Origin of the sequence: Nocardia sp. CA-129566 (assembly GCF_050956075.1) — a bacterium.
Lineage (GTDB): Bacteria > Actinomycetota > Actinomycetes > Mycobacteriales > Mycobacteriaceae > Nocardia.
Genome location: NZ_CP192085.1, coordinates 5,045,167 through 5,068,497 on the forward strand (window position 1 = coordinate 5,045,167; position 23,331 = coordinate 5,068,497).

Here is a 23,331-nt window from a genome sequence, read left to right on the forward strand (position 1 = left end):
GTCGTGTGCCCTCGACCAACTGGTCGGCTCATGCCCAACCTCCGGCGCGGGCGCGGGTGCGGCGGAGCAGCCAGAAGAAGAACGGGCCGCCGATCAGGGAGGTGAGCATGCCGAGGGGGAGGTCGGCGTTATGGACCAGGGAGCGGGCGGCGACATCGGCGGCGAGCAGGACGACGGCGCCGACGATGGCGCTCAATGGGATCAGGATGCGGTGGGCGGGGCCGACGAGCATACGGACCAGATGCGGCACGATCAGGCCGACGAACAGCACGATGCCGGTGAAGGCCACGCCCGCGGTGGCGAGCACGGCGACCACCACGATGACATTGCGCCGCAGCCGTTCCACATCGACACCCAGGTGGCGGGCGGCGGATTCACCGAGGGCGAGCAGGTCCAGACGGGGCGCGATGAGGATCGCGGCGAGAATTCCGAGCGCGGCGAGCGGGGCGACGACGCGCACCGCCTCCCAAGTGGCTCCATTGAGACTGCCCAACTGCCAGAACACGATCTGGTCCCGGGCGGCAGGGGAGGCGATGAACAGTAGAAACGCGATCAACCCGCCCGCGAAGGCATTGATAGCGACCCCGGTGAGCACCAGCGTGACCACCTCGGTGCGCCCGTTCGATCGCGACAGCAGATACACCAGCAGGGTCGTCAGCAGTCCCGCCACGAACGCGGCCGTCGCCACCGACCATGCGGCGACGAACGCGCCACCCACTACGATCACCGTGCCAGCACCGACCGCGGCCCCCGCCGAAACCCCGATGACGCCTGGTTCGGCGAGCGGATTGGCGAACACCCCCTGCAGCAATGCCCCCGCTGTCGCCAGCGCCGCCCCGACCAGCATCGCCAGCACCACCCGCGGGAACCGCACCTGCCACAACGTCACCTCACCCGACGGATGCGCGGGCATCGGCCCCCAATCCAGCCCGATCCGATGCAGCACACTGCCCGCCACCTCGGCCGGTGTCGTCGGCACCTGCCCGATCGCCGCCGACGCCAAGGCCAGCACCACCAGCGCGGCGATCGCCACCGCGAAGACCACCGTCGTGCGCGACCGTCCGCGCGACTTCGGCGCGACCGGCCGCGGACTGTGCGGCATCGCCGAATCGGCCGCCGTTGTCCCCGTTGCCTTTTCGTTCACGCCAATACCTCGCCGACGCTGGCATCCGGCATGCGCGAACCGCGCTGCACGGTCGGTTCACTCACGCCCGCCGCTGCGACGCTCGACTCCGACACGTAGGAGAAGCGCGCTGTCGAACCCCCTGAGTCCGGCAAGCGTTTCGGCCCGCGCCGCTGCGAGCGTGCGAACGCGGCGATGGGCACCGCGGTCATCGGCCCGACCTCGCGCACGACTGGCCGCGCCATTGCGGGCGCGAGCCGATCGTCGCGGTCCCGCACGCGATGTCGTGTCGCGCTCATGCGGGCTTGGTGCCGTACACGGCCGCGCTGAGGGCGGCGATCACCCGGCCGGTATTCGGGCCGAAGCTCAGGACCACCGCGTCGGACATGTCGACTATGCGCTTGTTGCGCCCGCCCGGGGTCTGCGCGATGCCGGGTACCTTCTCGAGGCCGTCGACGCCACCGACCGACTTCAGTCCATCCGACATCACCAGCAGCACATCCGGTGCGGCCGCGATCATGCCCTCGCTGGTGATCGCGACGAACGGCTCGGTCAACCCGGCCGCGGTACCCGCGTCGCGCGCGCCGAGAGCGGTGATGAGCGCGTCCGCGCCGGACCCGGGTCCGGCGAGCATGGTGATGGCGGTGCTGCGCAGGTAGAGGAAGGCGATGGTGAGGGGCTTGTCGAGTTTGGGTACCGCGGCGCTGGCGGCGGCGATTTCGTCGCGGGTGCGCTGCGCCAGGGCTTGGCCGCGATCGGGAATGCCGAGTGCGGCGGCGACCGCCTCGATCTGTGGCACCACGCCGTCCATGGTGCGCTGCGGATCGAAGTAGACGACGGTGACACCGGCCGCGCGCAACTGCTCACGCACTTGCCCCGCGGCGCTGGTGCTATCGGTGAGGAATACCGAAGGACGCAGTGCCAGAATCGATTCCACGTTCAGCGACCCGCTGCCGCCGGTCACGTTCGGCACATTCGCGACCGCGGGGAACGCGGCCGCGGTACTGCGCCCGACGAGTTTGGCGCCCATACCCAACGCCCACACCGTCTGCGCGAGCGTGCCATAGCGGTCGGCGGCGATGATGCGGCTGGCATCGGTCACCGTCACCTCGGCCCCGTCGAAGGAGCGGACGGTCACCGGCAGCGTGGGGGAGGGTTCGGGCCCGATCGGCACCGGGTCCAGATTCTCCAGTTTCGCGGTGACCGGCCCACGCCCATCCGAGGTCGTGGCGTCGCCGCCGGTACCGCAGGCGGCCGAACCGAGCAGCAGGGCCAACGCCAGCGCGGCCAAGAGGCAACGAGCCCCGCTGGATCGGACTCGGTCGAGATACCTCATGCAGGTAAGGCTAGCCTCCATCATTCTGTCCGTGCACTCACGTCGTCGAGCGCCGCCGCGATGGCGCGCGGGAGTTCCAGTGTCTCGGCGGCCAGGACCCCGGTGAGCTGCCCGATATCGCGGGCGCCGACGATCATGCTCGCAATGCCGGGACGATCCCGGATCCAGGCCAGCGCGACGGCCAGCGGTGAGGTGGCCAGTCCGTCCGCGGCGGTCACCAAGGCGTCGACGACCCGGGTGGCGCGGTCGTCGAGCCGATGCCGGATCTCGGCGGCGGTCGCCTCGTCCGCACCGCGCGAATCGGCGGGCACCCCATCGCGATATTTGCCGGTGAGAATGCCCCCGGCCAGCGGCGCGGTGGCGATCAGCCCGACACCGTGATGGCGGGTGGCTGGCATGAAATCGGTTTCGGTATCACGGGCCAGCAGCGAGTACGGGGTCTGCGCGACGGTGACGGGCGCGACGGCGGCGAGGCTGGCGACCTGCCAGGCATTGAAACCACGCACCCCGGCGTAGCGGACCTTTCCGGAGCGGACCGCGAATTCGAGGGTGGCCGCGACCTCGTCGAGCGGGGTCGCCGGATCCCAGGCCGCGACATGCCAGATATCGAGATAGTCGGTGCCCAATTCGAGCAGCGTCCGATCGAGTTGACGCAGCAGCGCACGCCGCGAGGTGTCCACCACCGCGCGCACGGGTTCCGGTGTGGGCACGGTCGGTCCCACCGGCGCGGGCGCGATCCGCGGCGCGACACCCGCGCAGCCGCTGAGCACCAGATCGTCGCGCGAGACCAGATCGCCGAGCAGTTCGGCCAGGATCCGTTGTGCCGCACCGCCCGCGTAGGCGGGAGAGGTGTCGACCAGGGTGCCGCCCGCCTCGGCGAACGCCACCAACTGCACCGCCGCGTCGTCGGTGTCGGTATGCGTGCCCCAGGTGTGGGTCGCCAGTCCTATCCGGGACACCCGTAGGCCGCTGCGGCCGACCGTCCGCTGTTCCATCACCGTGTCCGCGCATTCGTCACGGCGCCAAGCCTAGAGTGTAGATACGCAACTCGACGCCCACCAGCACAGTGGGTCGCACCGGCGCGCTGTCGAGTCGGCGGCCTCGACAGCGAATTCGGTCGTGGCGGACCCCAGTTCGAGCGGGAAGTCCGCACCCCATCGGCGCGGGCCCGCACGCAGCGAACGGCCGGGCACGCCGTCGCAACATCGACACTGTACTGTCGCTGCGTGATTGCGGCGATGGTCACAGTGAGGTGATCGGCCGCCGGACCAATTGCCCAGTAGGAAAAGGTTTTTCGGGCGGAAGTGGAGGCGGATTCGTGGTCGGCGAGTCGATGACCTGGGTACAGGCCCTGGTACTGGGACTGGTGCAGGGGCTCACCGAGTTTCTGCCGATCTCCTCCTCGGCGCATCTGCGCATCGTGTCGGGGGTGTTCTTCGGCGATGACGCGGGCGCCTCGTTCACCGCGGTGACCCAGCTGGGCACCGAGGCCGCGGTGCTGGTGTATTTCGCCAAGGACATCTGGCGGATCATCCTCGCGTGGTTCGCCGGCCTGCGCGACCGGCTGACCAGCCGCGGTCAGCAGGACCTGCCGCTCTACGACCAGCCGACCACGAAACTGCCGGTCATCACCGCCGACTACAAGCGCGTCCTCGACGAACAGGCCCAGCGCGAACTCGATTACCGCATCGGCTGGTATGTGATCATCGCGACCATTCCGATCGGTGTACTCGGCTTCCTGCTCAAGGACCAGATCCGCACCGGCGCGCGCAATCTGTGGCTGATTTCGTTCATGCTGGTCGCATTCGCGCTGGTCATCGCCGCCGGTGAGTACTACGGACGCAAGATCCGCCCGATCGAGCAGCTGACCACCCGTGACGGGCTGATCATGGGCTTTGCCCAATGTCTCGCGCTGATCCCGGGCGTATCCCGATCCGGTGCGACCGCGACGGCGGGTCTGTTCCTCGGACTGGAGCGCGAAGCGGCGGTGCGGTTCTCGTTCCTGCTGGCCATTCCCGCGGTGACCGCATCGGGATTGTTCAGCCTGCCCGACGCGTTCCAACCGGCGGGTGAGGGTCTCAATGCCAGCGGCCCGCAGCTGCTGGTCGCGACGATTCTCGCCTTCGCCGTCGGCTATGCCTCGGTCGCGTGGCTGTTGAAGTTCGTCGGCAAACATTCGTTGGACTGGTTCGTCGGCTACCGCATCGTGCTGGGCCTGACCGTCATGGGTCTGCTCGCGACCGGCGTGGTGTCGGCGACATGATCGTTAGGCTGGTGCCATGACGGTGATCCTGCTGCGGCACGGTGTCTCGACCTCGAACACCGCCCGCACCCTGGCCGGGCGCAGTGCAGGCGTCGATCTGACCGAACTCGGCAACACCCAGGCCAGCGCCGTCGCCGATCGACTCGCGGTACTGCCGATCGAGCACATCGTGCACTCGCCGCTGCTGCGGTGTCAGCGAACGGTCGCGCCGCTGGCGGAAAAGCTCGGTCTGGAACCGGAGTACGACGATCGGTTGATCGAGGTCGACTACGGCGACTGGACCGGCAAGGCGATCGCGGATCTGCTCGCCGAACCGCTGTGGAAGGTGGTACAGCGACACGCCTCCGGCGCGATCTTCCCCAGCGGGGAGGGCCTGGCGCAGGTGCAGGTGCGCGCGGTCGCCGCGGTCCGCGAGCACGATCGCAGATTCGCCGAGAAGGCCGGTCACGATGTGCTGTGGGTGGCGTGCACCCACGGTGACGTGATCAAATCCGTACTCGCCGATGCGCTCGGCATCCATCTCGACGGTTTTCAGCGCATCGTGGTCGAGCCCGCCTCGATCAGTGTCGTGCGCTACACCCCGACCGCGCCGTATGTGGTGCGGCTCAACGACACGGGGGCGGATCTGTCGGGTTTGGCGGCAACCAAACCGCAACGGCCCGCATCGGATTCCCGGCCGTCGTCGGACGCCGAACCGGTCGATACCTCGGGCCCGGTTCCCGGTGGCGAGCTAGGTGGTACCCCGAGTGCGGATAATGGGAATGCGGAGCGTTGAGATTCCTTGTAAACGAGTAGGTGGCGTGTTGCGGAGTCCAGCGCCGCGGGTAGTCGATCAGGGTCACGTATCAGGAGGTGCAGATGTCTCGCGCAATCCATGTATTTCGCACCCCCGATCGTTTTGTCGCCGGGACCGTCGGTGAGCCGGGCGATCGCGCGTTCTATCTGCAGGCTGTGCAGGAACCACGGGTGGTCAGCGTGCTGTTGGAGAAGCAGCAGGTAAAGGTGCTCGCCGACCGCATGGGGCTGCTGCTGGACGAGGTCGCGCGCCGCTTCGGCGCCGAGGTGCCGCCGCAGGCCGAGGACATCTCCGACAGTGACCCGCTGGTGACCCCGATCGACGCCGAATTCCGGGTCGGCACCATGGGCCTGGGCTGGGACGCCGACGCGGGTGCGGTGGTCGTGGAACTGCTGGCGATCACCGAGACCGAGGTCGACGAATCGGTGGTGCTCGACGACACCGAGGAGGGGCCGGACGCGGTGCGCGTATTCCTGACCCCGATCCAGGCCCGGGAGTTCGCGTTGCGCTCGACGCGGGTGATCGCGGCGGGGCGGCCACCGTGTCCGCTGTGCGGGGAGCCGCTGTCGGCGCGTGGGCATATGTGTGTGCGAACCAATGGATACAAGCGCGGGGATATTTTCGGCGCGGCCGAGCTAGAGGAGTAGTCCGTGGCCGAGCCTCGGTGGCACACCGCGGAATTGACGGTGATCGGGCGGGTGACGACCGCGAGCAACGTCACGCTGGTCTGCGATGCGGACGGTTCCGATGGCGTGCCCGTTCGCGTGGTTTACAAGCCGATACGCGGTGAGCGGCCGCTGTGGGACTTCCCGGACGGCACCCTCGCCGGGCGTGAGGTCGCCTCGTATCGGGTGTCGGATGCACTCGGCTGGGGCGTCATCCCGGAGACGATCCTGCGCGACGGTCCGTATGGGCCCGGCATGGTGCAGCGGTGGGTGGAGTCGGTGGACAACCACACCGACCAGGGCAACCGGCTCGATCTGGTCGATCTGGTGCCGTTGGGCGCGGTGCCGGACGGATTCTGCGAGGTGCTGCGCGCCCAGGACCCGGCGGGCAACGAGGTCTCGCTGATCCATGCCGATGACCCGCGTCTGCAGCGCATGGCGGTTCTCGACGTGCTGCTCAACAATGCCGACCGCAAGGGCGGGCATGCCCTGGAAGGCGTCGATGGTCAGGTCTACGGCGTGGACCACGGCATCTGCTTGCACAGCGAGCACAAACTGCGCACCGTGCTATGGGGTTGGGCGGGCAAACCCATCTGCGACGGACTGATGGCCGATATCGCCGCCTTCGCCGAGGCCCTTCCCGGCGCGGTCGCCGATGATCTCGCACCGCATCTCACCGATACCGAGATCGAAGCCCTCGCCGACCGCACGCGCGAACTGCTGGACAACCCGGTTATGCCGGTGCCGCGAACGTCACGACCGATTCCGTGGCCCGCGTTCTGAGATCACGTCCTGCGATTACCGCCAGCGACCTGGGCATGGGCGAGGCACTTGCGGTGTCAGCTCAGTAGTGGGCGGACCTCGGTGCCGACGAAGTGGACGAAATCGATCAGGTTCGGGTCGTCGTCGGTGGGTTCGAGGACGACGGTGTCGGCGCCCGCATCGGCGTAGCGGCGGATGGTGTCGGCGATGGTTTGCGCATCGCCCGCGACGCCTGCCTCGGCCGGGTGGTCACCGCTGTTGCGTTGCTGGGCGGCGGTGAGGCGCTCGGATGCGTCCGGGCCGGTGGCGGTGAGCAGGTTGACGATCACGCGGTGCGTTCCGGCGCGTCCGGCTTTCGAACGGCCCTCCTCGATGAGCGTGCCGGCGGCGCGGACGCCGTCGGAGGTGGTCCGTGCGGTGAGGATGGTGGCGTCGGCGAGCTCGCCGGACAGCCGCAGTGTCTGCGGGCCGGTCGCAGCGGCGGCGATCGGCGGGGGCGTGGTCGGCGGCCAATCCAGGGCGACATTGTCGAGCCGCACGTATCGGCCTGCGGTGCTGACCTTCTCGCCGTTCAGCAGGCCGCGCAGTGCGACCAACTGTTCGCGCAACAGTGTCATGGGCGACTCGACGCGAGCACCGACCTGCCCCATCCAGTCCTGCACGCCGTGCCCGAATCCCGGAACCACCCGCCCCGGATGCAGCCGCAGCAGCGCCGCCACTTCCATCGCGGCAAGTGCCACATTCCGCAGCGGCACCGGCATTACCCCGATGCCGACCCGCACCCGTTCGGTTCGCGCCAATACCGTTGCGGCACTGGCGATCCCACCGCCCCAGAAACAGTCCTCCCACAGCCACAATTCGTCGAGCCCACTGTCTTCGGCTGCGGCCGCCACCGCCACCAAACGTTCGGGAGAGATCTGGGGCAACGACACCGCACCGAGAACAGTCATCCGTCCAACCTAGCGCGATCCCCTTCGGCCCCGGCGGGATTCGGCTCCGTCTGCGGCAATCGCCGCAGCGCTGGGACACCATGTCAGATGGCTTCGAGGCCGCTGGTGCGATCGGTCCCACACTACCGATCCGCTCCGGTCTGCCCGGTTAACTGAGCAGACGCCGACTGGAGTCGGTACGAACGTGTCGCTGACGTGAACTCGACGCCGATCCGCAGCCGTGCCGCCCATCGATAGCCCGCGCACCGTCGACCACTCGGCGCAGCTCCTGGCAGACGTCGATGTGGCACTGCCCGATGACGCCGAGCAACACCTCGAATCCGCCGTCCGGTTCGAGCATGGGTTCCTGGGCGACTCCATCACAATGCGCCTTGCGGCTGCCCGGGGAGCCCGTGTTGTCCGCGCTGGCGGACGGGCTGTGCAGCAAGCGGGCGAATGCGACGTCCGACCGTTCGTCTACGGTGTAACCGCAGGAAAGCTGGGCCTGCCGCGATGGCGGGAATTGAAGTGAGCTGCGCCACTGTCAGCAATTCGATCCGCGAGCGCGCAAACATTGACTTCCGATTTTCGCTACATCGGAGCAGGTCAGATCCGGGGTGTTCGGCACTGGCGGTACCGCTCGGGGCAGGGTGCGGCGCAATGGCCGCCACCACACCTTTACCCTCGAACCATGCAGTCCTGGTCCGATACCGCCCTACCGACCATTCCCGGAGCAGGGCCACCGTTGCGGTTGTACGACACCGCCGACCGGCAGGTTCGCCCGGTGACCCCGGGCGCCACGGCCACCATGTACGTCTGTGGGATCACCCCCTACGACGCCACCCATCTCGGGCATGCCGCCACCTATCTGACCTTCGATCTGGTCAACCGGCTCTGGCGCGACGCGGGCCACGATGTGCACTATGTGCAGAACGTGACCGATGTCGACGACCCGCTGTTCGAGCGCGCGGCCCGCGACGGGGTGGACTGGCGTGATCTGGGCAGCCGCGAGATCGATCTGTTCCGCGAGGATATGTCCGCGCTGCGGATCGTGCCGCCGCGCGACTACATCGGCGCGATCGAATCCGTCGACGAGGTTGTCGAATTCGTGCACAAGTTGCTGGCCTCGGGTGCGGCGTACACGGTCGACGATGCCGAGTTCCCCGATATCTACTTTCGCGCCGATGCCACCGAACAATTCGGCTACGAATCCGGCTACGACCGCGCGACCATGGATCGCCTGTTCGCCGAGCGCGGCGGGGACCCGGACCGTCCCGGCAAACGCGACACCATCGATGCGCTGCTCTGGCGCGCAGCCCGTCCCGGCGAGCCGTCCTGGCCCGCCCCGTTCGGTGCGGGCCGCCCCGGCTGGCATATCGAGTGTGCGGCGATCGCGCTCAACCGCGTCGGCCCGGAATTCGATATCCAGGGCGGCGGCAGCGACCTGATCTACCCGCACCACGAGTATTCGGCCGCGCACGCCGAGGCGCTCATCGCGGGCCGCCGCTTCGCCCGCCACTACGTGCACGCCGGTCTCATCGGCTTGGACGGTGAGAAGATGTCGAAGTCCAGGGGCAATCTGGTGCTGGTGTCCAAGCTGCGCCGCGGCGGAGTCGACCCGGCCGCCATCCGCCTGGGCCTGCTGGCCGGTCACTACCGCCAGGACCGCATGTGGACCGACGCCGTCCTCGCCGAGGCCACGGGCCGCCTGGACCTGTGGCGCCGTGCCACCGTGCTCACCTCCGGCCCCGCCGCCGAGGACACCGTCGCCCGCCTGCGCCAACACCTCGCCGACGACCTCGACACCCCGAAAGCCCTTGCTGCCCTCGACAACTGGGCCACCCAGGCCCTGAACTACGGTGGCCAGGACAGCGCGGCCCCAGCCCTCGTCGCCACCGCCGTGGACGGTCTACTCGGCGTGCGGCTCTAGCTCAGAGCTGGCCCGCCAGGGCACTGCACCACAAGGTCTCGACCGCAGTCGATGCGTTGCCAGACGCATCGCACCGACTGTGGGACCCAGGTCACCGCCTTGATCGGCATGGCGCGACACCAAGGGGAGTGGCCGCACCTACTGGCTTTGTGCGCTCGCAGCACAAGTCTCCACTCATAGGTACAGCCGAAAACCCATCGCCCCGAGCCACCATCCACACCACGACCGAATCAGTCGAGAATGCGCCTGCGAGCATTGATAGCCAACAAGCGCTTCGGTACCGCCATGCGATCGAATGTCCGTATGCGCGGCGTGCCGACCGCATATTCCGCTGCGCTGACTGTGCTCATTGCGTGTCGCGTCAAGGCTGGCCGACCGGACGGCCGGTCGGCAATGCTCAGTGCAGCGTGCTGGCGGCCCTTGTGCCGCACCATATCCGCCGGATAACGATGCGGCAGGGTGATATCCAGGCCGGTGATCTGAAGCCACCGTGTGTGTCGATGAGCCGAGCTGCCGGACATGCACTCGCCCGCCGAGGTCCACGCCAGCCTGGCGGGGCAGTGTGGCGTGCAAACGTGTGCCGTGGCGGGATGATCGGGGCGGGGTCGGGCCAGGGGAGGCGGATGGGTTGTTCGGCAGGACGATCCGTGGTGTTGTACACGGGTGTGCGGTATTCATCCTCGCGGATTGATGGACTGGCGGAACAGGCTCGGTGGGGTGATCGAGGCGGGGGGTGTGCTCGCGGCAGGGCGGTTGGAAAGCTCGGGCGCGCAGGGGGATGCGCGGACCGTTGCGGCGCGTACGCGGTTCTTCGGGGCGGATGTGGTGGATCCCGATACCGGTGCGGTACGTGCGGATCGGGTGGTGTTGTCCTGGGTGGGGTGCACGACCTATGCGTTCGCGATGGCTGGTTCGGTGTTCCTGCTGGATGCGTGGGTGCCGCGGTTGACGAGTACCGGCTATGTGCCCGCGACCGCGCAGGATCTGGCGGATCTGGCGCCGGAGGCGATCTTCATCGGGCACGGGCATTTCGATCACGCCGGTGATGCGGGGCGGATCGCACAGGCTTGCGGAGCTGTCGTGTACGGAACCGCCGAGCATGGTGCGAATATTCGTGCGCAGGTGGCGGATCCGATGTTCGAAACGGTCGTGCTGGGGGACAGCAGTTCGCGGCCGGGGGAGCGGCACGACTTCACTGTCGGCCCGGTCGAGGTGACCGCGGTCCGCCACGTGCATTCCGCACCGACCGCCCCTGAGCGGCCGGGTGGATCCGCACCGTTCTTCCCGCGGCCGGAGTTGCGCGCGCTCGTGCAGCATCCCCCCACGTTGGCGGGCGTGCTGCAGAGCGCGCCGCGCCTCAAAGACCCCGAGGGCGGCAGCCTGCTCTATCAATTCCGCGTACCCGGATTCTCCGTGCTCTGGCACGACTCCTCGGGTCCGCTCACCGAGAAAGCCCCGCAGGTCTTCGACGTCTTCGCCGATCTACCGGCCACCACCGTGCAGATCGGCGCGGTCCAGGGCTTCAACCAGATCATGAACGGTCTGCGCGACCCCCGCCGCTACATCGAGGCGATCCGCCCGGAACTGTTCGTGCCCAGCCACCACGACAATTGGCTGCCCGGTCTGACCGCCTCAGCCGCCAGCTACGACGCACCCCTGCGCGGTGAGTTGGCCCGCATCACCGCCGAGCAGCGCCCGCAGTTCCGGCCCATGCACGACCCATTCGACTACCTCAGCCCCCACCGCCTGACCTTCCCCTTGTAACTCGCGTCAGCGAGCTGGTCCGGGTGGCAGGCGCGCGGCCATGGCGGCGAGGTTGTCGGCGAAGGTGAGGACGAATTCGGCGCAGAGGTCGATGAGTTCGTCACGGCTGACCTCGATGCCGCCGTCGAGCCAGACCAGCACCAATTCGGCGGCGCCGCCGGTGATCATCAGCGAGACCGCGCGCACGAGGATGTCGCTGCCCGGCGGCGGGTGCAGCAGGGCGCGTTCCTGATCGGCGACGACATCGGCGATGGTGCGCATCGCGGCGGCGCGCCGGCGCATCAGGGTTTCACTGCCGTGCGCCTCGGCGAAGGCGACACGGGCTCGGCGCGGGTCATCGATGACGGAGGTGAGGATGGCGGTGACCGCGGCTCGGGTCTTGGCCGCAATGCTGTTGGGTGCCGCGGCGAGGGCGTCGAGGGAACTGCGGATGGCGGTGTCGATGATCTCGTCGTGCACCGCCGCGGCCAGGGCGTCGAGGTCGGGGAAGCTCTCGTAGAAGAAGCGGGGACCGACCTTGGCCTGTTCGCAGACTCCGCGCACCGTGGTGGTCGCCCAGCCCTGGGTGCCGATGATGTCGAGTGCGGCGTCCATGAGGCGACGTCGGCGTTCCTCGCGCCGCTGTTCGGCGGAGGTGCCGCGGTAGATCCCGGTCGCTGCCCGTGTCACAGGGTCAGTATGCCGCAGCACAATCAGGAAACAAGCGTTTACGGAAAAGATCGATTCCGGTATGGTCTGGGTCACAGCTGCTTCGCAAAGGCGCGAGAGGATCACGACCATGGCGACCATTGGCCTTCGGGCAAAGTACGCGGCGGCCGCACTGGCCGAGTGGTATCCCGCGCGGACCCGAACCCTCGCCGATCCGCCCGCGGGCAGCGAATTGCGGCCGGTGCTCGGCGATTACGGATTGCCGGTGATCGGACACGCGCTGCCGGCCATGACCGACAATCTCGACTTCGCCCGGCGTCGCTTCGAGAAGTACGGTCCGGTCCAATGGTCGGGCATGCTCGGGCGCCGCGTCGTCATGGTGGTGAGCCCGGAGGCGATCGAGGAAGTCCTCGCAGACCGCGACAAGGTGTATTCCGCTCGACGCGGCTACGACTTCTTCATCGGACCGTTCTTCCACGGCGGCATCCTGTTGCGCGACTTCGACGAGCACCGCTACCACCGGCGCATCCTGCAGCAGGCGTTCACCCGGCAGCGGCTGGTCGGCTATCTCGACATCACCACTCCCGCGATCGCCCGCGGCATGCGTGACTGGTTGCCCGGCAATGACTTTCAGCTGTTCCCCGCGACCAAGGACCTGCTGCTGCGGATGGCATCGGAGGTGTTCATGGGCGCACGCCTGGGCCCCGAGGCCGCGCGGCTCGAGCGAGCGTTCATCGATGCGGTGCGCGGTGGACAGGCGTTGGTGCGCACGAATCTGCCCGGCGGTCTGTGGGCGAAGGGATTGCGCGGGCGCAAGGTGCTCGAGGACTACTGTCGCGCGGAAATGCCCGCGAGACGTGCGTGCAGCGGCGATGACCTGTTCAGCGTGCTGTGCCATACCGCGAGCGATGAGGGCCACACCTTCACCGATCAGGACATCGTCGACCATCTGATCTTCGTATTGATGGCCGCGCACGACACCAGCACCATCGCGCTGTCGATGATGGGCTATCAGCTCGGCCTGCACCCCGAATGGCAGGACCGGCTGCGCGCGGAATCGCAAGCGCTGGGCAAGGATTCGCTCGACTACGACGATCTGGACCGGCTACCCGCCCTTGATCTGGTGTTCAAGGAGATTCTGCGGATGTACTCCCCGGTCGGCCAGCAGATCCGGGAGACGGTGCGCGACACCGCACTTCAGGGCTATTTCGTCCCCGCGGGCACCATCGTCATCATCGGCTCGCATCCCGCGATGCGCATAGACCGCTGGTGGCACGACCCGGATGTCTTCGATCCGCAACGTTTCACCGCCGAGCGCCACGAGGACAAATCACACCGCTACGCCTGGGCCCCCTTCGGCGGCGGCGCACACAAATGCATCGGCCTGTACTTCGGCGGCATGACCGTCAAGGCGATCATGCACCGCATGCTCCTGCACTACCGCTGGTCGGTACCCACCGGCTACGTCCCGCCAATGGGATGGGCAACCGGCCCCATCCCCCTCGACGGCCTCCCCATCCACCTGCACAACACCCGCATCCGATCCCGGCGGCCCGCATGAAAATCACCGCCGACCGATCCCGCTGCGAAGGCCACGGCATGTGCGAAGCCCTCCTACCGAACATCTTCCAGGTCGACGACTCCGGCAAGGTCCACATCCTGGTCACCGAGGTCCCCGCCCCCGACCAACCCGACGTCGAACTGGCAATCGAAACCTGCCCCGTCCAAGCCCTCCACCACCTACCCGACTGACCCGCGAGAATGCGCTGGTGCAGGGCGCTCTCGACATTTGCCCGCATCAGCGCATGGTGAACGAATGTCCAGCTCGGGCTAGACCTCTGCGGCGAGTTCGACAGCGGGTTGGTGGACTGTGGCGGGTGGGGTCGAGGTGTAGAGGGTTTCGATTTCGGCGGCGTATTTGGTCGCGATCGGTTTGCGGCGCAGTTTCATGGTGAGGGTGACTTCGTCGCCGCCGGGTTCCCAGAATGTGGGGAGGATGATGAAGCGTTTGATTTGTTCTACTCGGGATAGTTTCGTGTTGCCCGCGGCGACACCTTTGGCGATTTCGGCGATGACGCTCGGGGTGGTGGCGAGTGCGGCGGCGGAGGCGTCGGGGAGATCCTGTTGGGCCGCATAGGGGGTCGCGGATTCGGCGTCGAGCACGATCAGGGCGGTGTTGTAGGGGCGAGCGTCGCCGATGGTGACGATCGAACCCACCAGCGAGGTGGCGGCCTTGATGGTGTTCTCGATATTGGCGGGGGACATATTCTTTCCGGCCGCGTTGATGATGAGTTCCTTCTTGCGGTCGACCACCCGCAGGTAGCCGTCGGCGTCGCGGGTGAGGATATCGCCGGTGTGCAGCCAGCCGTCGGCGTCGACGGCTTCGGCGGTCTTACCCGGTTCCTTGCGGTAGCTGTTCATCACCAGTGGTCCGCGGACCAGGAATTCGCCGTCCTCGGCGATTTTGGCTTCCGAGCCGGGCAACATCCGTCCGACGGTGCCCAGGCGCGCCTCGGCGGGCGGGCTGGCACTGGCCACGCAGGTCAGTTCGGACATACCCCAGATCTCGCTGATCGGGATGCCGAGGCCGCAGAAGAAGCCGAGGGTTTCCGGCGGGATCGGGGCCGCACCCGACATCGCCCACTTCACTTGGTCCAAGCCGAGTTTGGCGCGCAGCTTGGACAGCACCAGCACGTCGGCCCTGGCCCATTCGGCGGCCAGTTCCGCATCGACGCTGCGCCCGTCCAGCAGCACGGCGGCCTTGCGCGCGGCCACGCCCAGCGCCCACTGCAGTGCGGCCCTGGTGGATTCGTCGGGTTCATTGGCGACCGAGAATTCGATCGCCGCCTTGAACTTCTCCCACACTCGCGGCACCGCACCCCAGATCGTGGGCCGCGCATCCACTAATGCCGCGGGCAGCTGGGCTCGGTCGGGCACCACGGTGATCTGGGTGCCGTAATACTCCTGCAGATAGAGCGCGGTGAACCGGTCGGCCATATGCGCGGTCGGCAGGTAGGAGGTTTGCCGGTCGCCGAATTCGACGGGAAGCACGGCGGTGAACGCACGCGCCTCGGCGCTCAGATTGGCGTGGGTGATCTCGACGCCCTTCGGATTGCCGGTGGTGCCGGAGGTATAGACCAGCGTCGCGATATCGTCGGGACGCACCGCCCGCCAGGTCGCCTCGAAGTGGAAATCATTGCGGCCCTTGGCCTTCAGTTCGGCGAGGCTGATCGTTCCGGCATGCTCGGCATCTATGCAGACAATGGTTTCGATCTGCGCACCGCAGGTGCGAACCCGCTCGACGTATTGTTCCTCGCAGATCACCACCCGGTTGCCCGCATTGCCGAAGACGTAGTTCAGTTGCTCGGGCGCGAGGGTGTTGTACACCGAGAACGAGGTCGCGCCGGTGTGCTGCGCGCCCACCTCGATCGGATAGAACTCGACCCGATTGGCCATCATCAGCGCGACCGTATCGCCGCGCCCGATCCCCAACCCGTGCAAACCCGCCGCGATGGCCCGGACCTGTTCGGCGTACTCGCGCCAGCTCAGCGTTTGCCCGCCACCAATGGAGCGCACCGCGATCGCATCGGGATCGATTGCCGCAACGCGCTGGAACGCGGCACAGGAGGTATTCGGTTCGGTCATCGCACCCATCACAATCACTACGGCCGGATTTTCTTCCCGACCGTAGGTCGCGACTTGGTGCGTGCGTGCCGTTTTCGCTCGATTTCGCTGCGGCGCCGACCATGTTGGCGATATGTCCAACGGCGCAGATCTAGTGGACCAGCCGCCACAGCGAGGTGACCTCCATGGCTCGGGCGGCATGTAACGGATCGCTGGTGTCTTTCGGGCGGGAATGCCTTGGTGTGGTGTCGATCCGATCCACTACGCGCAGACCCGCCGCCTCGATGGCGGCCAGCAGTTCCGTACGGGTGCGCAGTTGCAGGCGTTCGGCGAGATCCGACAGGATCAGCCAGCCCTCGCCGCCCGGTTCGAGGTGGTCGGGGAGACCGGCGAGGAAGGCGCGCAGCATGGTGGCGTCCGGGTCGTAGACGCCCTGTTCCACGGCGGAGGTCGGACGGGCCGGAAGCCATGGCGGATTGCAGACGACCAGATGCGCGCGGCCGTCGGGAAATAGGCCGGGGCCTTGCACATCGACGCGACCGGTGAGCGCGAGCCGGTCGAGATTGTCGCGGGCACAGTCGAGCGCGCGCGGATTGATATCGGTGGCGACGATGTGGTCGACGCCCCGGCGCGCCAGCACCGCCGCGAGCACCCCGGTTCCGGTGCCGAGATCGAAGGCGGTGCGATACCCGACCGACAGCGGGGCACGGGCGACCAGATCGACGTACTCACCGCGCACGGGGGAGAACACTCCGTAGTGCGGGTGGATCCGTGCGCCGAGAGCCGGTATCGGAACACCGTTTTCGCGCCATCGGTGTGCTCCGATCGCGCCGAGCAGTTCGGTGAACGCGACCACCATCGGCTCGCGAGACGACCCATATGCCTCGGTACACGCCTGCCGCACATCGGGTGCCCGCCGCAATGCCAGCGAATGATCCCGCTCTAGCTGCACGAGCAGTCTGCCGAGCACCCGGGCACGATGACCGCGGGCGCGGCGGTACAGGTGGAAGGTTTCGGCCGAACCCGCACCTGCGGGCACGGGTTTGCGATCGATGCGGCGGCGCAATGCACGCAATAGTTGGCGTGCGTTGTGAAAGTCGCCGCGCCACAGCAGCGCCGTCCCTTCGCAGGCCAGCCGGTAGGCGATAGGGGCGCGCATGCGGTCATCGATAACCGCGACCTTGTTGGGGGTCGGCGCGGCGCTCTCGGAATGCCATTGGGCGCTGTGGCCGGTATCTGCTTCGGTCCACTGAATGGTCGACAAAGGGGGTGCTCCTCGTGATCGGACGTGCGTTGGCACGGAGAGCACTTCGACGAGGAGCCAGAGATCGACCTGAGGCCCTCGGGTGGGCCGGAAGAGGACGGGCTAGCGGTCCCGCGTCGAAGCGCGAACGCAGCCGTCGCCGAGGACCATGCCGAGCGACATGAGCAGCCCTTTCACCAGAATGTCCGTTCGAGCCTCGCACACTCGGCGCGGCCGGTATCGCCCCGGGGTCCGCATCGGCTGGCGGCATCATGCGCGGATCCCGCTGCTGACGCGGCGGGCGAGCAGTTTGCCGCAGCGGGAGACCGAGCGGATGCGGTTCACGGCCCGCGTCGCCAGTGGTGTCGAATTACGATGGAACACAAGGGTTCCGGCTCGACAGCGGCGCCGGATGGGGTCACGATCGACTTCGAGTCCGGTGCGACGCTCGAGGCGCGCGGATGCGTGGCTGGCCAGCGGTCCACGCCCAGCGCGCGTGTCGCATCCGCGCGCGTTTTACCGACCAATGGCACGGGTCGATGGTCGAAATCTTTTCCCATAAGGTGATTTCGATGAATCCGCCCACCAGACGTCCCCGCCAGCCGCGGATGCTGCTCGAGGTCCGGCGTGAGCAGGTCCTGGACGCAGCGCTACGGCTGGTGCACCAGGACGGGTACGGCGCGGTCACCATGGAGGCGGTCTCGCGCGCCGCCGACCTCGCCAAACCTCGTGTGTATGTGGCCTATCCGGGTGTCGAGCCGCTACTGCTCGCACTGTTCGAGCGGGCGGGCAAGCGCGCGCTGGCGACCTTGGCCGACGCGATGCCGGAATTGACCGCCGACGCCGACTTCGACGACATTCTGCTCACCGCGATGACGAACCTGCTCCAGGCGGTCGCGGCCAGCCCGGAATCCTGGCGGCTGCTGCTGCTTCCGGCCGGTGACGCACCCGGACAGGTCCGCGAACGCGCCACCGCCGCAAGAGCATTCGCGCTCACCCGAGTACAGGCGCTGATCGAGTGGGGCCGCGACCGCCGACCCGGTCTCAGCGACCTCGATATCGAGCTGACCGCGATCTCATTGCTCGCCATCGGCGAACGCGCCGCCCACTTGATCCTCACCCGCCCTGAACAGTTCACGACCGAGCGCTATCAGCGGTTCGCGCGCACGGTACTCGGCCTGTTCGCGTCACAACCACGCTGACCCGGCTCGATAGGCTCAGGCAACGCCCATCCACTGGTCGATCCGATCGATCGCCCCGGGTGTGAACGCACAGCTGAGATGGTCGCAGGGCAGCAGCGTGAGGGACACGTTCACTCCCGCGCTCTGCCACCGCTGCTGGAGCGCCTGCGCGCCCGCGACCGGAATCCATTCGTCGAATACGCCCTGCCACAGATAGATCGGCATCGTCGGCGTCAGCCCACCGGCCTTGGTCTCGCGGTAGATCCGCTGGGTGACCTCGGCCTGATACGGGTCGACCCTGGTCAATGAGCGCAGCGGTATCGGTGCGGCACCGAGCAGCGCGGCACTGGAGCACAGGTTCTTGCTCTCGCGCGCGGTTTGCACCCCGGTCGCGTTGAGCAGATCCAATGCGCCGGGCGTCACCCGGGCAACACCGAGCGCCGCCATCAGATACAGCGCCGAGGCGGGCGGTTTCCCGTCCATGGTCGCGCGCAACAGACTCAGATCGGCGGGTGTGCCACCGGCGGCGGCACCGAGAATCCGCAACTCGGGGGCATAGCTCGGCTGCAGTTGCGCCGCCCATACGGTGGCGATCGCGCCGCCGCTGTAGCCGATCATCGTGGTGGGGCTGCCCGCCAGCGCCGCCGCCGGAAACTGCAGTGCCGCACGGATTCCGTCGAGTACCTCACGTGCCTGGGTCGGCCCGTGCGCGTAGGCCATCTTCGGTCCCTGATAGTCGGTCATGACGACCGCGTAACCGTGCGCCAGCAATTGGCGGGTGATATCGGGCGCCTCGATGGAGACCTCATGGGTCAGTTGGTAGGACGGATTACACTTCAGCCCGACGCTGTCGATGGCGTAGTTGTTGCTGACGACCCGCCCGTTGAACGCCTTCGGTTTCATGACGGTGGTGATCGCGGCGATCGAAGTGCCGTCGGCGGCAGTGGTTTTGAACCACACCTGCCAGGCATCGAAGTCCGAGGTCGCGGCCAGCGGCGGCAGAATCCGCACCGATCGCGACGACAGGATGGCGCCGTTGGCCAGCCCGTCGGTCGGGAAATGCTGATCGAGATAGGCATCGCCGGTGGGGTCGGGATCGAAACTGGAATAGTCGCCGGCATCGGCCGCGACGAAGGTGGAGGCCGCGAATACGGTGAGTACGAAGGCGATCGCGACCGATAGCGCGCGCCACGGTGGCCGAGACAACAACAGGTCACCTTTCGATCGAACGACGCGCTGAGGGTAAACCAACCCGACGCCCCAGGGACCGGTATTTCACCATCAACTCCGAGAATTCACGCCGCACGTTCGAGCGCGCCACGCGACAGCAACCGCGTAGGTGTACACGTCTGAGACAGTGGCATACATTCTGGTCATGAACACCATCGAGCTGGACGCACCGGACGGCGCTGTCGAGGCGATCCTGGCCCGCCCGACCGGGAACGGGCCGTGGCCCGGTGTCGTGGTGATCCACGACGGCGTCGGCTTCGGCCCCGATATCCGCGCCAATGTCGAAATGCTTGCCGACTACGGCTATCTCACCATCGCCCCGAACCTGTTCGCCAACGGCCGGGTGCGCTGCATCCGCGCGGTGATGCGCTCGCTGATCCGTACCGGTGCGAGTCCGGCGATCCGGGAGGTCCTGGCCGCCCGCAACCGGCTCGTCGCCGATCCCGACTGCACGGGTAAGACCGCGGTCATCGGCTTCTGCATGGGCGGCGGTTTCGCATTGCTCACCGCGCCCATGGGTTTCGACGCGGCCGCGCCGTTCTATCCGGGTCTCTACGGCGACTACCGCACCCAGCTCGAGGGCGCGTGTCCGGTGGTGGCCAGCTACGCCCAGCTCGATCCCTCACTCATCGGCGCGGGCCGCAAACTCGACCGCGCGCTCACCGAACTCGGTGTCGAACACGACATCAAGACCTATCCGGGCACCATGCACGGTTTCGCGAATGTCTTCGCCATCGATCCGGTCCTGCGGGTCACCGGCCTCGGCTACGACGAGGACGCCACCCGTGATGCCTGGCATCGCATCTTCGCCTTCTTCGACAGGCACCTCACCGACGGCGCCGCGGGCGGCTCGCAGTGAGCGGGCGATCGGTCATTCCCCACGCCATTGCGGCGCACGCTTCTCGGCGAAGGCGCGCGGACCTTCGAGCGCGTCCTCGCTGGTGAAGATCGGGGCCGCCTCCCGGAAACTCATCTGCCAGATCGGGGTGTCCCATTCGGAGCCGAACTCGTTGACGCGGTGCATGATTCGCTTGGAGGCTCGCACCGACAGCGGCGCGTTGGCGGCGATCGTCTCGGCGAGTTCCACTGCGGCGGGCAGTACCCGGTCGGCCGGGACGACCCGGTTGACCAGCCCCCAGTGCGCGGCCGCGGCGGCATCGATCGGGGTTCCGGTGAGCACCATCTCATGGGCGATCTTGGGCGGGATCTGGCGCGGCAGCCGCAGTACCCCGCCCGCGGCGGCGAACAGGCCGCGGGTCACCTCGGGCAGTCCGAGGTGGGCCTCGGCGCTCATTACCGCGAGATCGCAGGCCAGCACGATCTCGGTGCCGCCACCGAGGGCGAATCCGTTGACGGCGGCGATGAGCGGTTTGTCGACGAAATGCTGGACCAGACCGGCGAATCCGTACTCCGGATGCTGCGGATCGTGAATGCCGTTGCCGCGCGCCAATTCCTCGAGGTCGGCGCCCGCGCAGAACGCGCGACCGGCCCCGGTGATCACCCCGGCCCGCAGCTCCCGATCGGCCGCCAACTCCTCGAGTGCCGCGCCGACGGCGATCGAGAGCGCGGCGTTCACCGCGTTCATCGCCTCGGGCCGGTTCAGGGTGATGATCGCGATGTGGCCCTCGCGGTGCAGGGTGGCGGCGTCGGTCATAGCGGGCTCCTCGCTCGGCTGCTGGCCAACCTATCGGGGCGCAACGGTAGACGGGGCGGTCTCGGTCAGCTTGGTGACGACCGGGCCGAACATGGTGTTCTTGATCGCGCCGAGCGTCCCGGGATCCTTGGCGCCCAGTGGGGCGAGCAGCGCGAGGGCCTCGGTGGTGACCGCGCCTTCGCCCGCGGTGGCGTCGACGATATCGAGCGCCCTGGCGTCGACGCCGCCGAAGCGGCGACCGGTGGTCATCGAGGCCACCGCGGCCTTGGGCGTCAGCTTGGACTGGATCAGCGCGGCCATGCCCGGGGTGAACGGAATGCGGATATCGACCTCGGGCAGGCAGAAGTAGCCCCGGTCGCCGCGCATCACGCGGTAGTCGTGGGCCAGGGCGAGCATGGCGCCCGCACCGAAGGCGTGGCCGGGCAGTGCGGCCGCGGTGGGGATGGGCAGGGTGAGTACCCGGGCGAACAGTGCCTGCACCTGGCCGATGTACCACTGGGTGCGCTCACCGTTGGCGACCAGCCAGTCCAGGTCGAGGCCGTTGGAGTAGAACTTGCCGCTCGCGGTGGTCACCAGCGCGTCGGCGCCCTCGGCGAGCACGGCGTCGAGGTCGGCGTTGACCGATTCGAGAAAGGCTGGGGTGAAACGGTTTTCGTCCACACCCAGGTCCAGGACGGCGATCTTCTCGTGGTAGCTCAGCGTGGTCATGATGTTCCTTCGTCGGGGTCGGGTTTCGAGGTTCGGCCTGGTGGGCCCACGTCGAGCACCGCGCGAACGGCGGCTCGCAGATGTTCGCGGGCAATGGGTTCGGCGATCCGGTTCCGGCGCAGCAGGATGGCGGTCGGCAGATCGACGATGCAGGTGGTGATCACATCGACCGCGGCGCCGTCGCCCCGGCCCCACAGCGCGCGCGACAGGCGAATGATCAGTCTCACCAGCGCGTCATCGGTTCCGGCGAGTTCGGCCGCGACCTGGTCGGGCAGTTCGTCGCCGAGCAGTTCGTCGCGCGAGACGGTCAGCAGCAATTTCGACGAATCCGGAAACTGTCGCGCGAATTCGACCGGGGTCTCGGCCGCGGCGAGTACCGCGGCGACGACGTCTGGCGAATCCGTGGCGCCCCGGCCGTTCGATGAACTCGGCGCAATCACCGCGGATGCCCCGAGGTGGGCCTCGACCAGGTCCATCTGCATGGTCAGATAGCGCCGCGCGGCCCGTAACCAGCTGCGGCCCAACAGTTCCGCGCGTGAGCCGAAGGTGTGATAGATCGCGCCGTTGGACACTCCGGTCATGGCGGCGACGGCGCGGATGGTGACCGCCGCCGGACCCGAGCGCACGGCCAGCGACTCCGCGGCATCGAGCACGGTGTCGGGATCGTGGATCCGGGGGCGGGGCATGTCACGACTATAACAGAGCGTTTGCTCTGTAATGAAATCGCGGGGATCCGCATCGTGCTGGCGAACTCTGTTCGACTCCGCCACTGCATGTTTCGCCCGGTCACGGGTATCTTGGTGGCGTGGCGACGCCATTTCGTGGACTTCGCTACGTTCCAGCGCGACGGCAATACGATGAGGTACTGTCTGGTCCTCCCGCCCTGCCCGCACGAACAGAAACGGCGCCTGCGAATGTCACGAGTGGTCACCAAGGAGCAGTATTTCGACACCGCTCTGGAGGTCCTCGCCGAACTCGGCTTCAAAGGCCTCAATATCGGCGTGCTGTGCCGCCGTCTCGGGGTCACCAGCGGCTCGTTCTACCATCACTTCGGCAGCTGGCAGGGCTTCGTGGACGCACTGCTCGAGCACTGGGAAAACCGCCAGGTCCTCATCCTGCGCACGCTGAACTTCAACCAGGGCAACCCCGATGACGATATCCGCGCCATGTCCGACCTGGCCTCGGGTCTGCATCACGCCGCCGAAGCCGCGATCCGCGCCTGGGCCGCCAATGACGAATCGGTGAACCTCGCACTCAAGCGGGTCGACGAATCGCGCCGCCGCACTGTGCACAAGGCGATCAAAGGCGTTGTGGGCGACGACAGTACCACTGCGGTGGTCACCGCGCTCGGGATGTCGATGCTGATCGGCTACCAGCAGATCGCCGCGGGCGGTGAGGACATTTCGCTGGACCAGTTGCTGGCCGAGTACGCGCGGTTGATCTATTCGCACGCCCGGCGGTGAGCCAGCGCTTCG

At 67.6% G+C, this 23,331-nt stretch carries 25 protein-coding genes; 11 read left to right on the forward strand and 14 right to left on the reverse strand.

The window, feature by feature from the left end; all coding sequences use genetic code 11:
• Positions 1–28: 28 nt before the first annotated feature.
• From ACQP0C_RS21810 to ACQP0C_RS21825, 4 genes are read right to left on the reverse strand one after another with little or no spacing between them, the layout of a single operon-like run.
• Positions 29–1,102 (reverse strand): FecCD family ABC transporter permease, encoded by a 1,074-nt coding sequence (locus ACQP0C_RS21810; protein WP_433734615.1) that lies wholly within the window; start codon positions 1,100–1,102, stop codon positions 29–31.
• A gap of 38 nt (positions 1,103–1,140) precedes the next feature.
• Positions 1,141–1,422, reverse strand: coding sequence for a hypothetical protein (locus tag ACQP0C_RS21815; RefSeq protein ID WP_433722534.1), 282 nt, complete (start codon positions 1,420–1,422; stop codon positions 1,141–1,143).
• On the reverse strand, positions 1,419–2,459 hold the full coding sequence (locus ACQP0C_RS21820; RefSeq protein ID WP_433722536.1) for a heme/hemin ABC transporter substrate-binding protein: 1,041 nt from the start codon (positions 2,457–2,459) through the stop codon (positions 1,419–1,421). The genes ACQP0C_RS21815 and ACQP0C_RS21820 overlap by 4 nt, the downstream gene beginning before the upstream one ends.
• 20 nt (positions 2,460–2,479) lie before the next feature.
• Positions 2,480–3,454, reverse strand: coding sequence for an aldo/keto reductase (locus ACQP0C_RS21825; RefSeq protein ID WP_433722538.1), 975 nt, complete (start codon positions 3,452–3,454; stop codon positions 2,480–2,482).
• Between the two features lie 338 nt (positions 3,455–3,792).
• On the opposite strand from ACQP0C_RS21825, the gene ACQP0C_RS21830 reads away from it, so the two are divergent.
• The 4 genes from ACQP0C_RS21830 (at position 3,793) to ACQP0C_RS21845 (ending at position 6,966) form a co-directional block, all read left to right on the forward strand.
• Positions 3,793–4,722, forward strand: a complete 930-nt coding sequence (locus ACQP0C_RS21830) for an undecaprenyl-diphosphate phosphatase (protein WP_433734616.1) — start codon at positions 3,793–3,795, stop codon at positions 4,720–4,722.
• Between the two features lie 16 nt (positions 4,723–4,738).
• Complete coding sequence (locus tag ACQP0C_RS21835; RefSeq protein ID WP_433722540.1) at positions 4,739–5,497, forward strand: histidine phosphatase family protein; 759 nt, start codon at positions 4,739–4,741, stop codon at positions 5,495–5,497.
• Positions 5,498–5,580: 83 nt separating this feature from the next.
• Entirely contained in the window at positions 5,581–6,165 is a 585-nt protein-coding gene (locus tag ACQP0C_RS21840; RefSeq protein ID WP_062993133.1) for a DUF3090 domain-containing protein, read from the forward strand.
• A 3-nt stretch (positions 6,166–6,168) separates the two neighbouring features.
• A complete protein-coding gene (locus tag ACQP0C_RS21845) occupies positions 6,169–6,966 on the forward strand; it encodes an SCO1664 family protein (RefSeq protein ID WP_433722542.1) in 798 nt (265 codons plus the stop codon).
• Positions 6,967–7,022: 56 nt separating this feature from the next.
• On the opposite strand, the gene ACQP0C_RS21850 is transcribed toward ACQP0C_RS21845, so the two are convergent.
• Together ACQP0C_RS21850 and ACQP0C_RS21855 are read right to left on the reverse strand one after the other, a co-directional pair.
• Positions 7,023–7,895, reverse strand: coding sequence for an LLM class flavin-dependent oxidoreductase (locus tag ACQP0C_RS21850; RefSeq protein ID WP_433722544.1), 873 nt, complete (start codon positions 7,893–7,895; stop codon positions 7,023–7,025).
• 148 nt (positions 7,896–8,043) lie between these two features.
• The gene (locus ACQP0C_RS21855) at positions 8,044–8,235 is read right to left on the reverse strand and encodes a hypothetical protein (protein WP_433722546.1); all 192 of its coding nucleotides are present in this window, start codon (positions 8,233–8,235) and stop codon (positions 8,044–8,046) included.
• Positions 8,236–8,565: 330 nt separating this feature from the next.
• Here ACQP0C_RS21855 and mshC point away from each other — a divergent pair, with 330 nt between their 5' ends.
• A complete protein-coding gene (gene mshC, locus ACQP0C_RS21860; protein WP_433722548.1) occupies positions 8,566–9,804 on the forward strand; it encodes a cysteine--1-D-myo-inosityl 2-amino-2-deoxy-alpha-D-glucopyranoside ligase in 1,239 nt (412 codons plus the stop codon).
• A 230-nt stretch (positions 9,805–10,034) separates the two neighbouring features.
• Here the strand turns inward: mshC and ACQP0C_RS21865 are convergent, their stop codons facing one another.
• Positions 10,035–10,325, reverse strand: a complete 291-nt coding sequence (locus tag ACQP0C_RS21865) for a hypothetical protein (RefSeq protein WP_433722550.1) — start codon at positions 10,323–10,325, stop codon at positions 10,035–10,037.
• A gap of 196 nt (positions 10,326–10,521) precedes the next feature.
• Here ACQP0C_RS21865 and ACQP0C_RS21870 point away from each other — a divergent pair, with 196 nt between their 5' ends.
• Entirely contained in the window at positions 10,522–11,568 is a 1,047-nt protein-coding gene (locus tag ACQP0C_RS21870; RefSeq protein ID WP_433722552.1) for an MBL fold metallo-hydrolase, read from the forward strand.
• Between the two features lie 6 nt (positions 11,569–11,574).
• Here the strand turns inward: ACQP0C_RS21870 and ACQP0C_RS21875 are convergent, their stop codons facing one another.
• A complete protein-coding gene (locus tag ACQP0C_RS21875) occupies positions 11,575–12,237 on the reverse strand; it encodes a TetR/AcrR family transcriptional regulator (RefSeq protein ID WP_433722554.1) in 663 nt (220 codons plus the stop codon).
• Between the two features lie 109 nt (positions 12,238–12,346).
• Between ACQP0C_RS21875 and ACQP0C_RS21880 the strand changes: the two genes are divergently transcribed.
• Both ACQP0C_RS21880 and ACQP0C_RS21885 read left to right on the forward strand, forming a co-directional pair.
• Positions 12,347–13,777 (forward strand): cytochrome P450, encoded by a 1,431-nt coding sequence (locus ACQP0C_RS21880; protein ID WP_433722556.1) that lies wholly within the window; start codon positions 12,347–12,349, stop codon positions 13,775–13,777.
• Positions 13,774–13,968: a ferredoxin gene (locus ACQP0C_RS21885; protein ID WP_433722558.1), complete on the forward strand. Its 195-nt coding sequence runs from the start codon at positions 13,774–13,776 to the stop codon at positions 13,966–13,968. The genes ACQP0C_RS21880 and ACQP0C_RS21885 overlap by 4 nt, the downstream gene beginning before the upstream one ends.
• Before the next feature lie 78 nt (positions 13,969–14,046).
• Here ACQP0C_RS21885 and fadD11 read toward each other — a convergent pair whose 3' ends face one another.
• Together fadD11 and ACQP0C_RS21895 are read right to left on the reverse strand one after the other, a co-directional pair.
• Positions 14,047–15,870: a fatty acid--CoA ligase FadD11 gene (fadD11, locus tag ACQP0C_RS21890; protein ID WP_433722560.1), complete on the reverse strand. Its 1,824-nt coding sequence runs from the start codon at positions 15,868–15,870 to the stop codon at positions 14,047–14,049.
• A 121-nt stretch (positions 15,871–15,991) separates the two neighbouring features.
• Positions 15,992–17,104 (reverse strand): methyltransferase, encoded by a 1,113-nt coding sequence (locus tag ACQP0C_RS21895; RefSeq protein ID WP_433722562.1) that lies wholly within the window; start codon positions 17,102–17,104, stop codon positions 15,992–15,994.
• A 551-nt stretch (positions 17,105–17,655) separates the two neighbouring features.
• On the opposite strand from ACQP0C_RS21895, the gene ACQP0C_RS21900 reads away from it, so the two are divergent.
• Positions 17,656–18,285, forward strand: coding sequence for a TetR/AcrR family transcriptional regulator (locus tag ACQP0C_RS21900; RefSeq protein WP_433722564.1), 630 nt, complete (start codon positions 17,656–17,658; stop codon positions 18,283–18,285).
• Between the two features lie 15 nt (positions 18,286–18,300).
• Here the strand turns inward: ACQP0C_RS21900 and ACQP0C_RS21905 are convergent, their stop codons facing one another.
• A complete protein-coding gene (locus tag ACQP0C_RS21905; protein WP_433722566.1) occupies positions 18,301–19,473 on the reverse strand; it encodes a lipase family protein in 1,173 nt (390 codons plus the stop codon).
• Between the two features lie 166 nt (positions 19,474–19,639).
• Here ACQP0C_RS21905 and ACQP0C_RS21910 point away from each other — a divergent pair, with 166 nt between their 5' ends.
• Complete coding sequence (locus tag ACQP0C_RS21910; RefSeq protein WP_433722568.1) at positions 19,640–20,353, forward strand: dienelactone hydrolase family protein; 714 nt, start codon at positions 19,640–19,642, stop codon at positions 20,351–20,353.
• Between the two features lie 12 nt (positions 20,354–20,365).
• On the opposite strand, the gene ACQP0C_RS21915 is transcribed toward ACQP0C_RS21910, so the two are convergent.
• Genes ACQP0C_RS21915 through ACQP0C_RS21925 form a run of 3 tightly spaced genes read right to left on the reverse strand, consistent with a single transcriptional unit; the run spans position 20,366 to position 22,542 of the window.
• Entirely contained in the window at positions 20,366–21,148 is a 783-nt protein-coding gene (locus ACQP0C_RS21915) for a crotonase/enoyl-CoA hydratase family protein (protein ID WP_433722570.1), read from the reverse strand.
• Between the two features lie 30 nt (positions 21,149–21,178).
• Entirely contained in the window at positions 21,179–21,856 is a 678-nt protein-coding gene (locus ACQP0C_RS21920; protein ID WP_433722572.1) for an enoyl-CoA hydratase-related protein, read from the reverse strand.
• Positions 21,853–22,542 (reverse strand): TetR/AcrR family transcriptional regulator, encoded by a 690-nt coding sequence (locus ACQP0C_RS21925; RefSeq protein WP_433722574.1) that lies wholly within the window; start codon positions 22,540–22,542, stop codon positions 21,853–21,855. Before ACQP0C_RS21925 ends, ACQP0C_RS21920 begins: the two co-directional genes overlap by 4 nt.
• A 228-nt stretch (positions 22,543–22,770) precedes the next feature.
• Here ACQP0C_RS21925 and ACQP0C_RS21930 point away from each other — a divergent pair, with 228 nt between their 5' ends.
• Positions 22,771–23,319: a TetR/AcrR family transcriptional regulator gene (locus ACQP0C_RS21930; RefSeq protein ID WP_433722576.1), complete on the forward strand. Its 549-nt coding sequence runs from the start codon at positions 22,771–22,773 to the stop codon at positions 23,317–23,319.
• Positions 23,320–23,331: the final 12 nt, after the last annotated feature.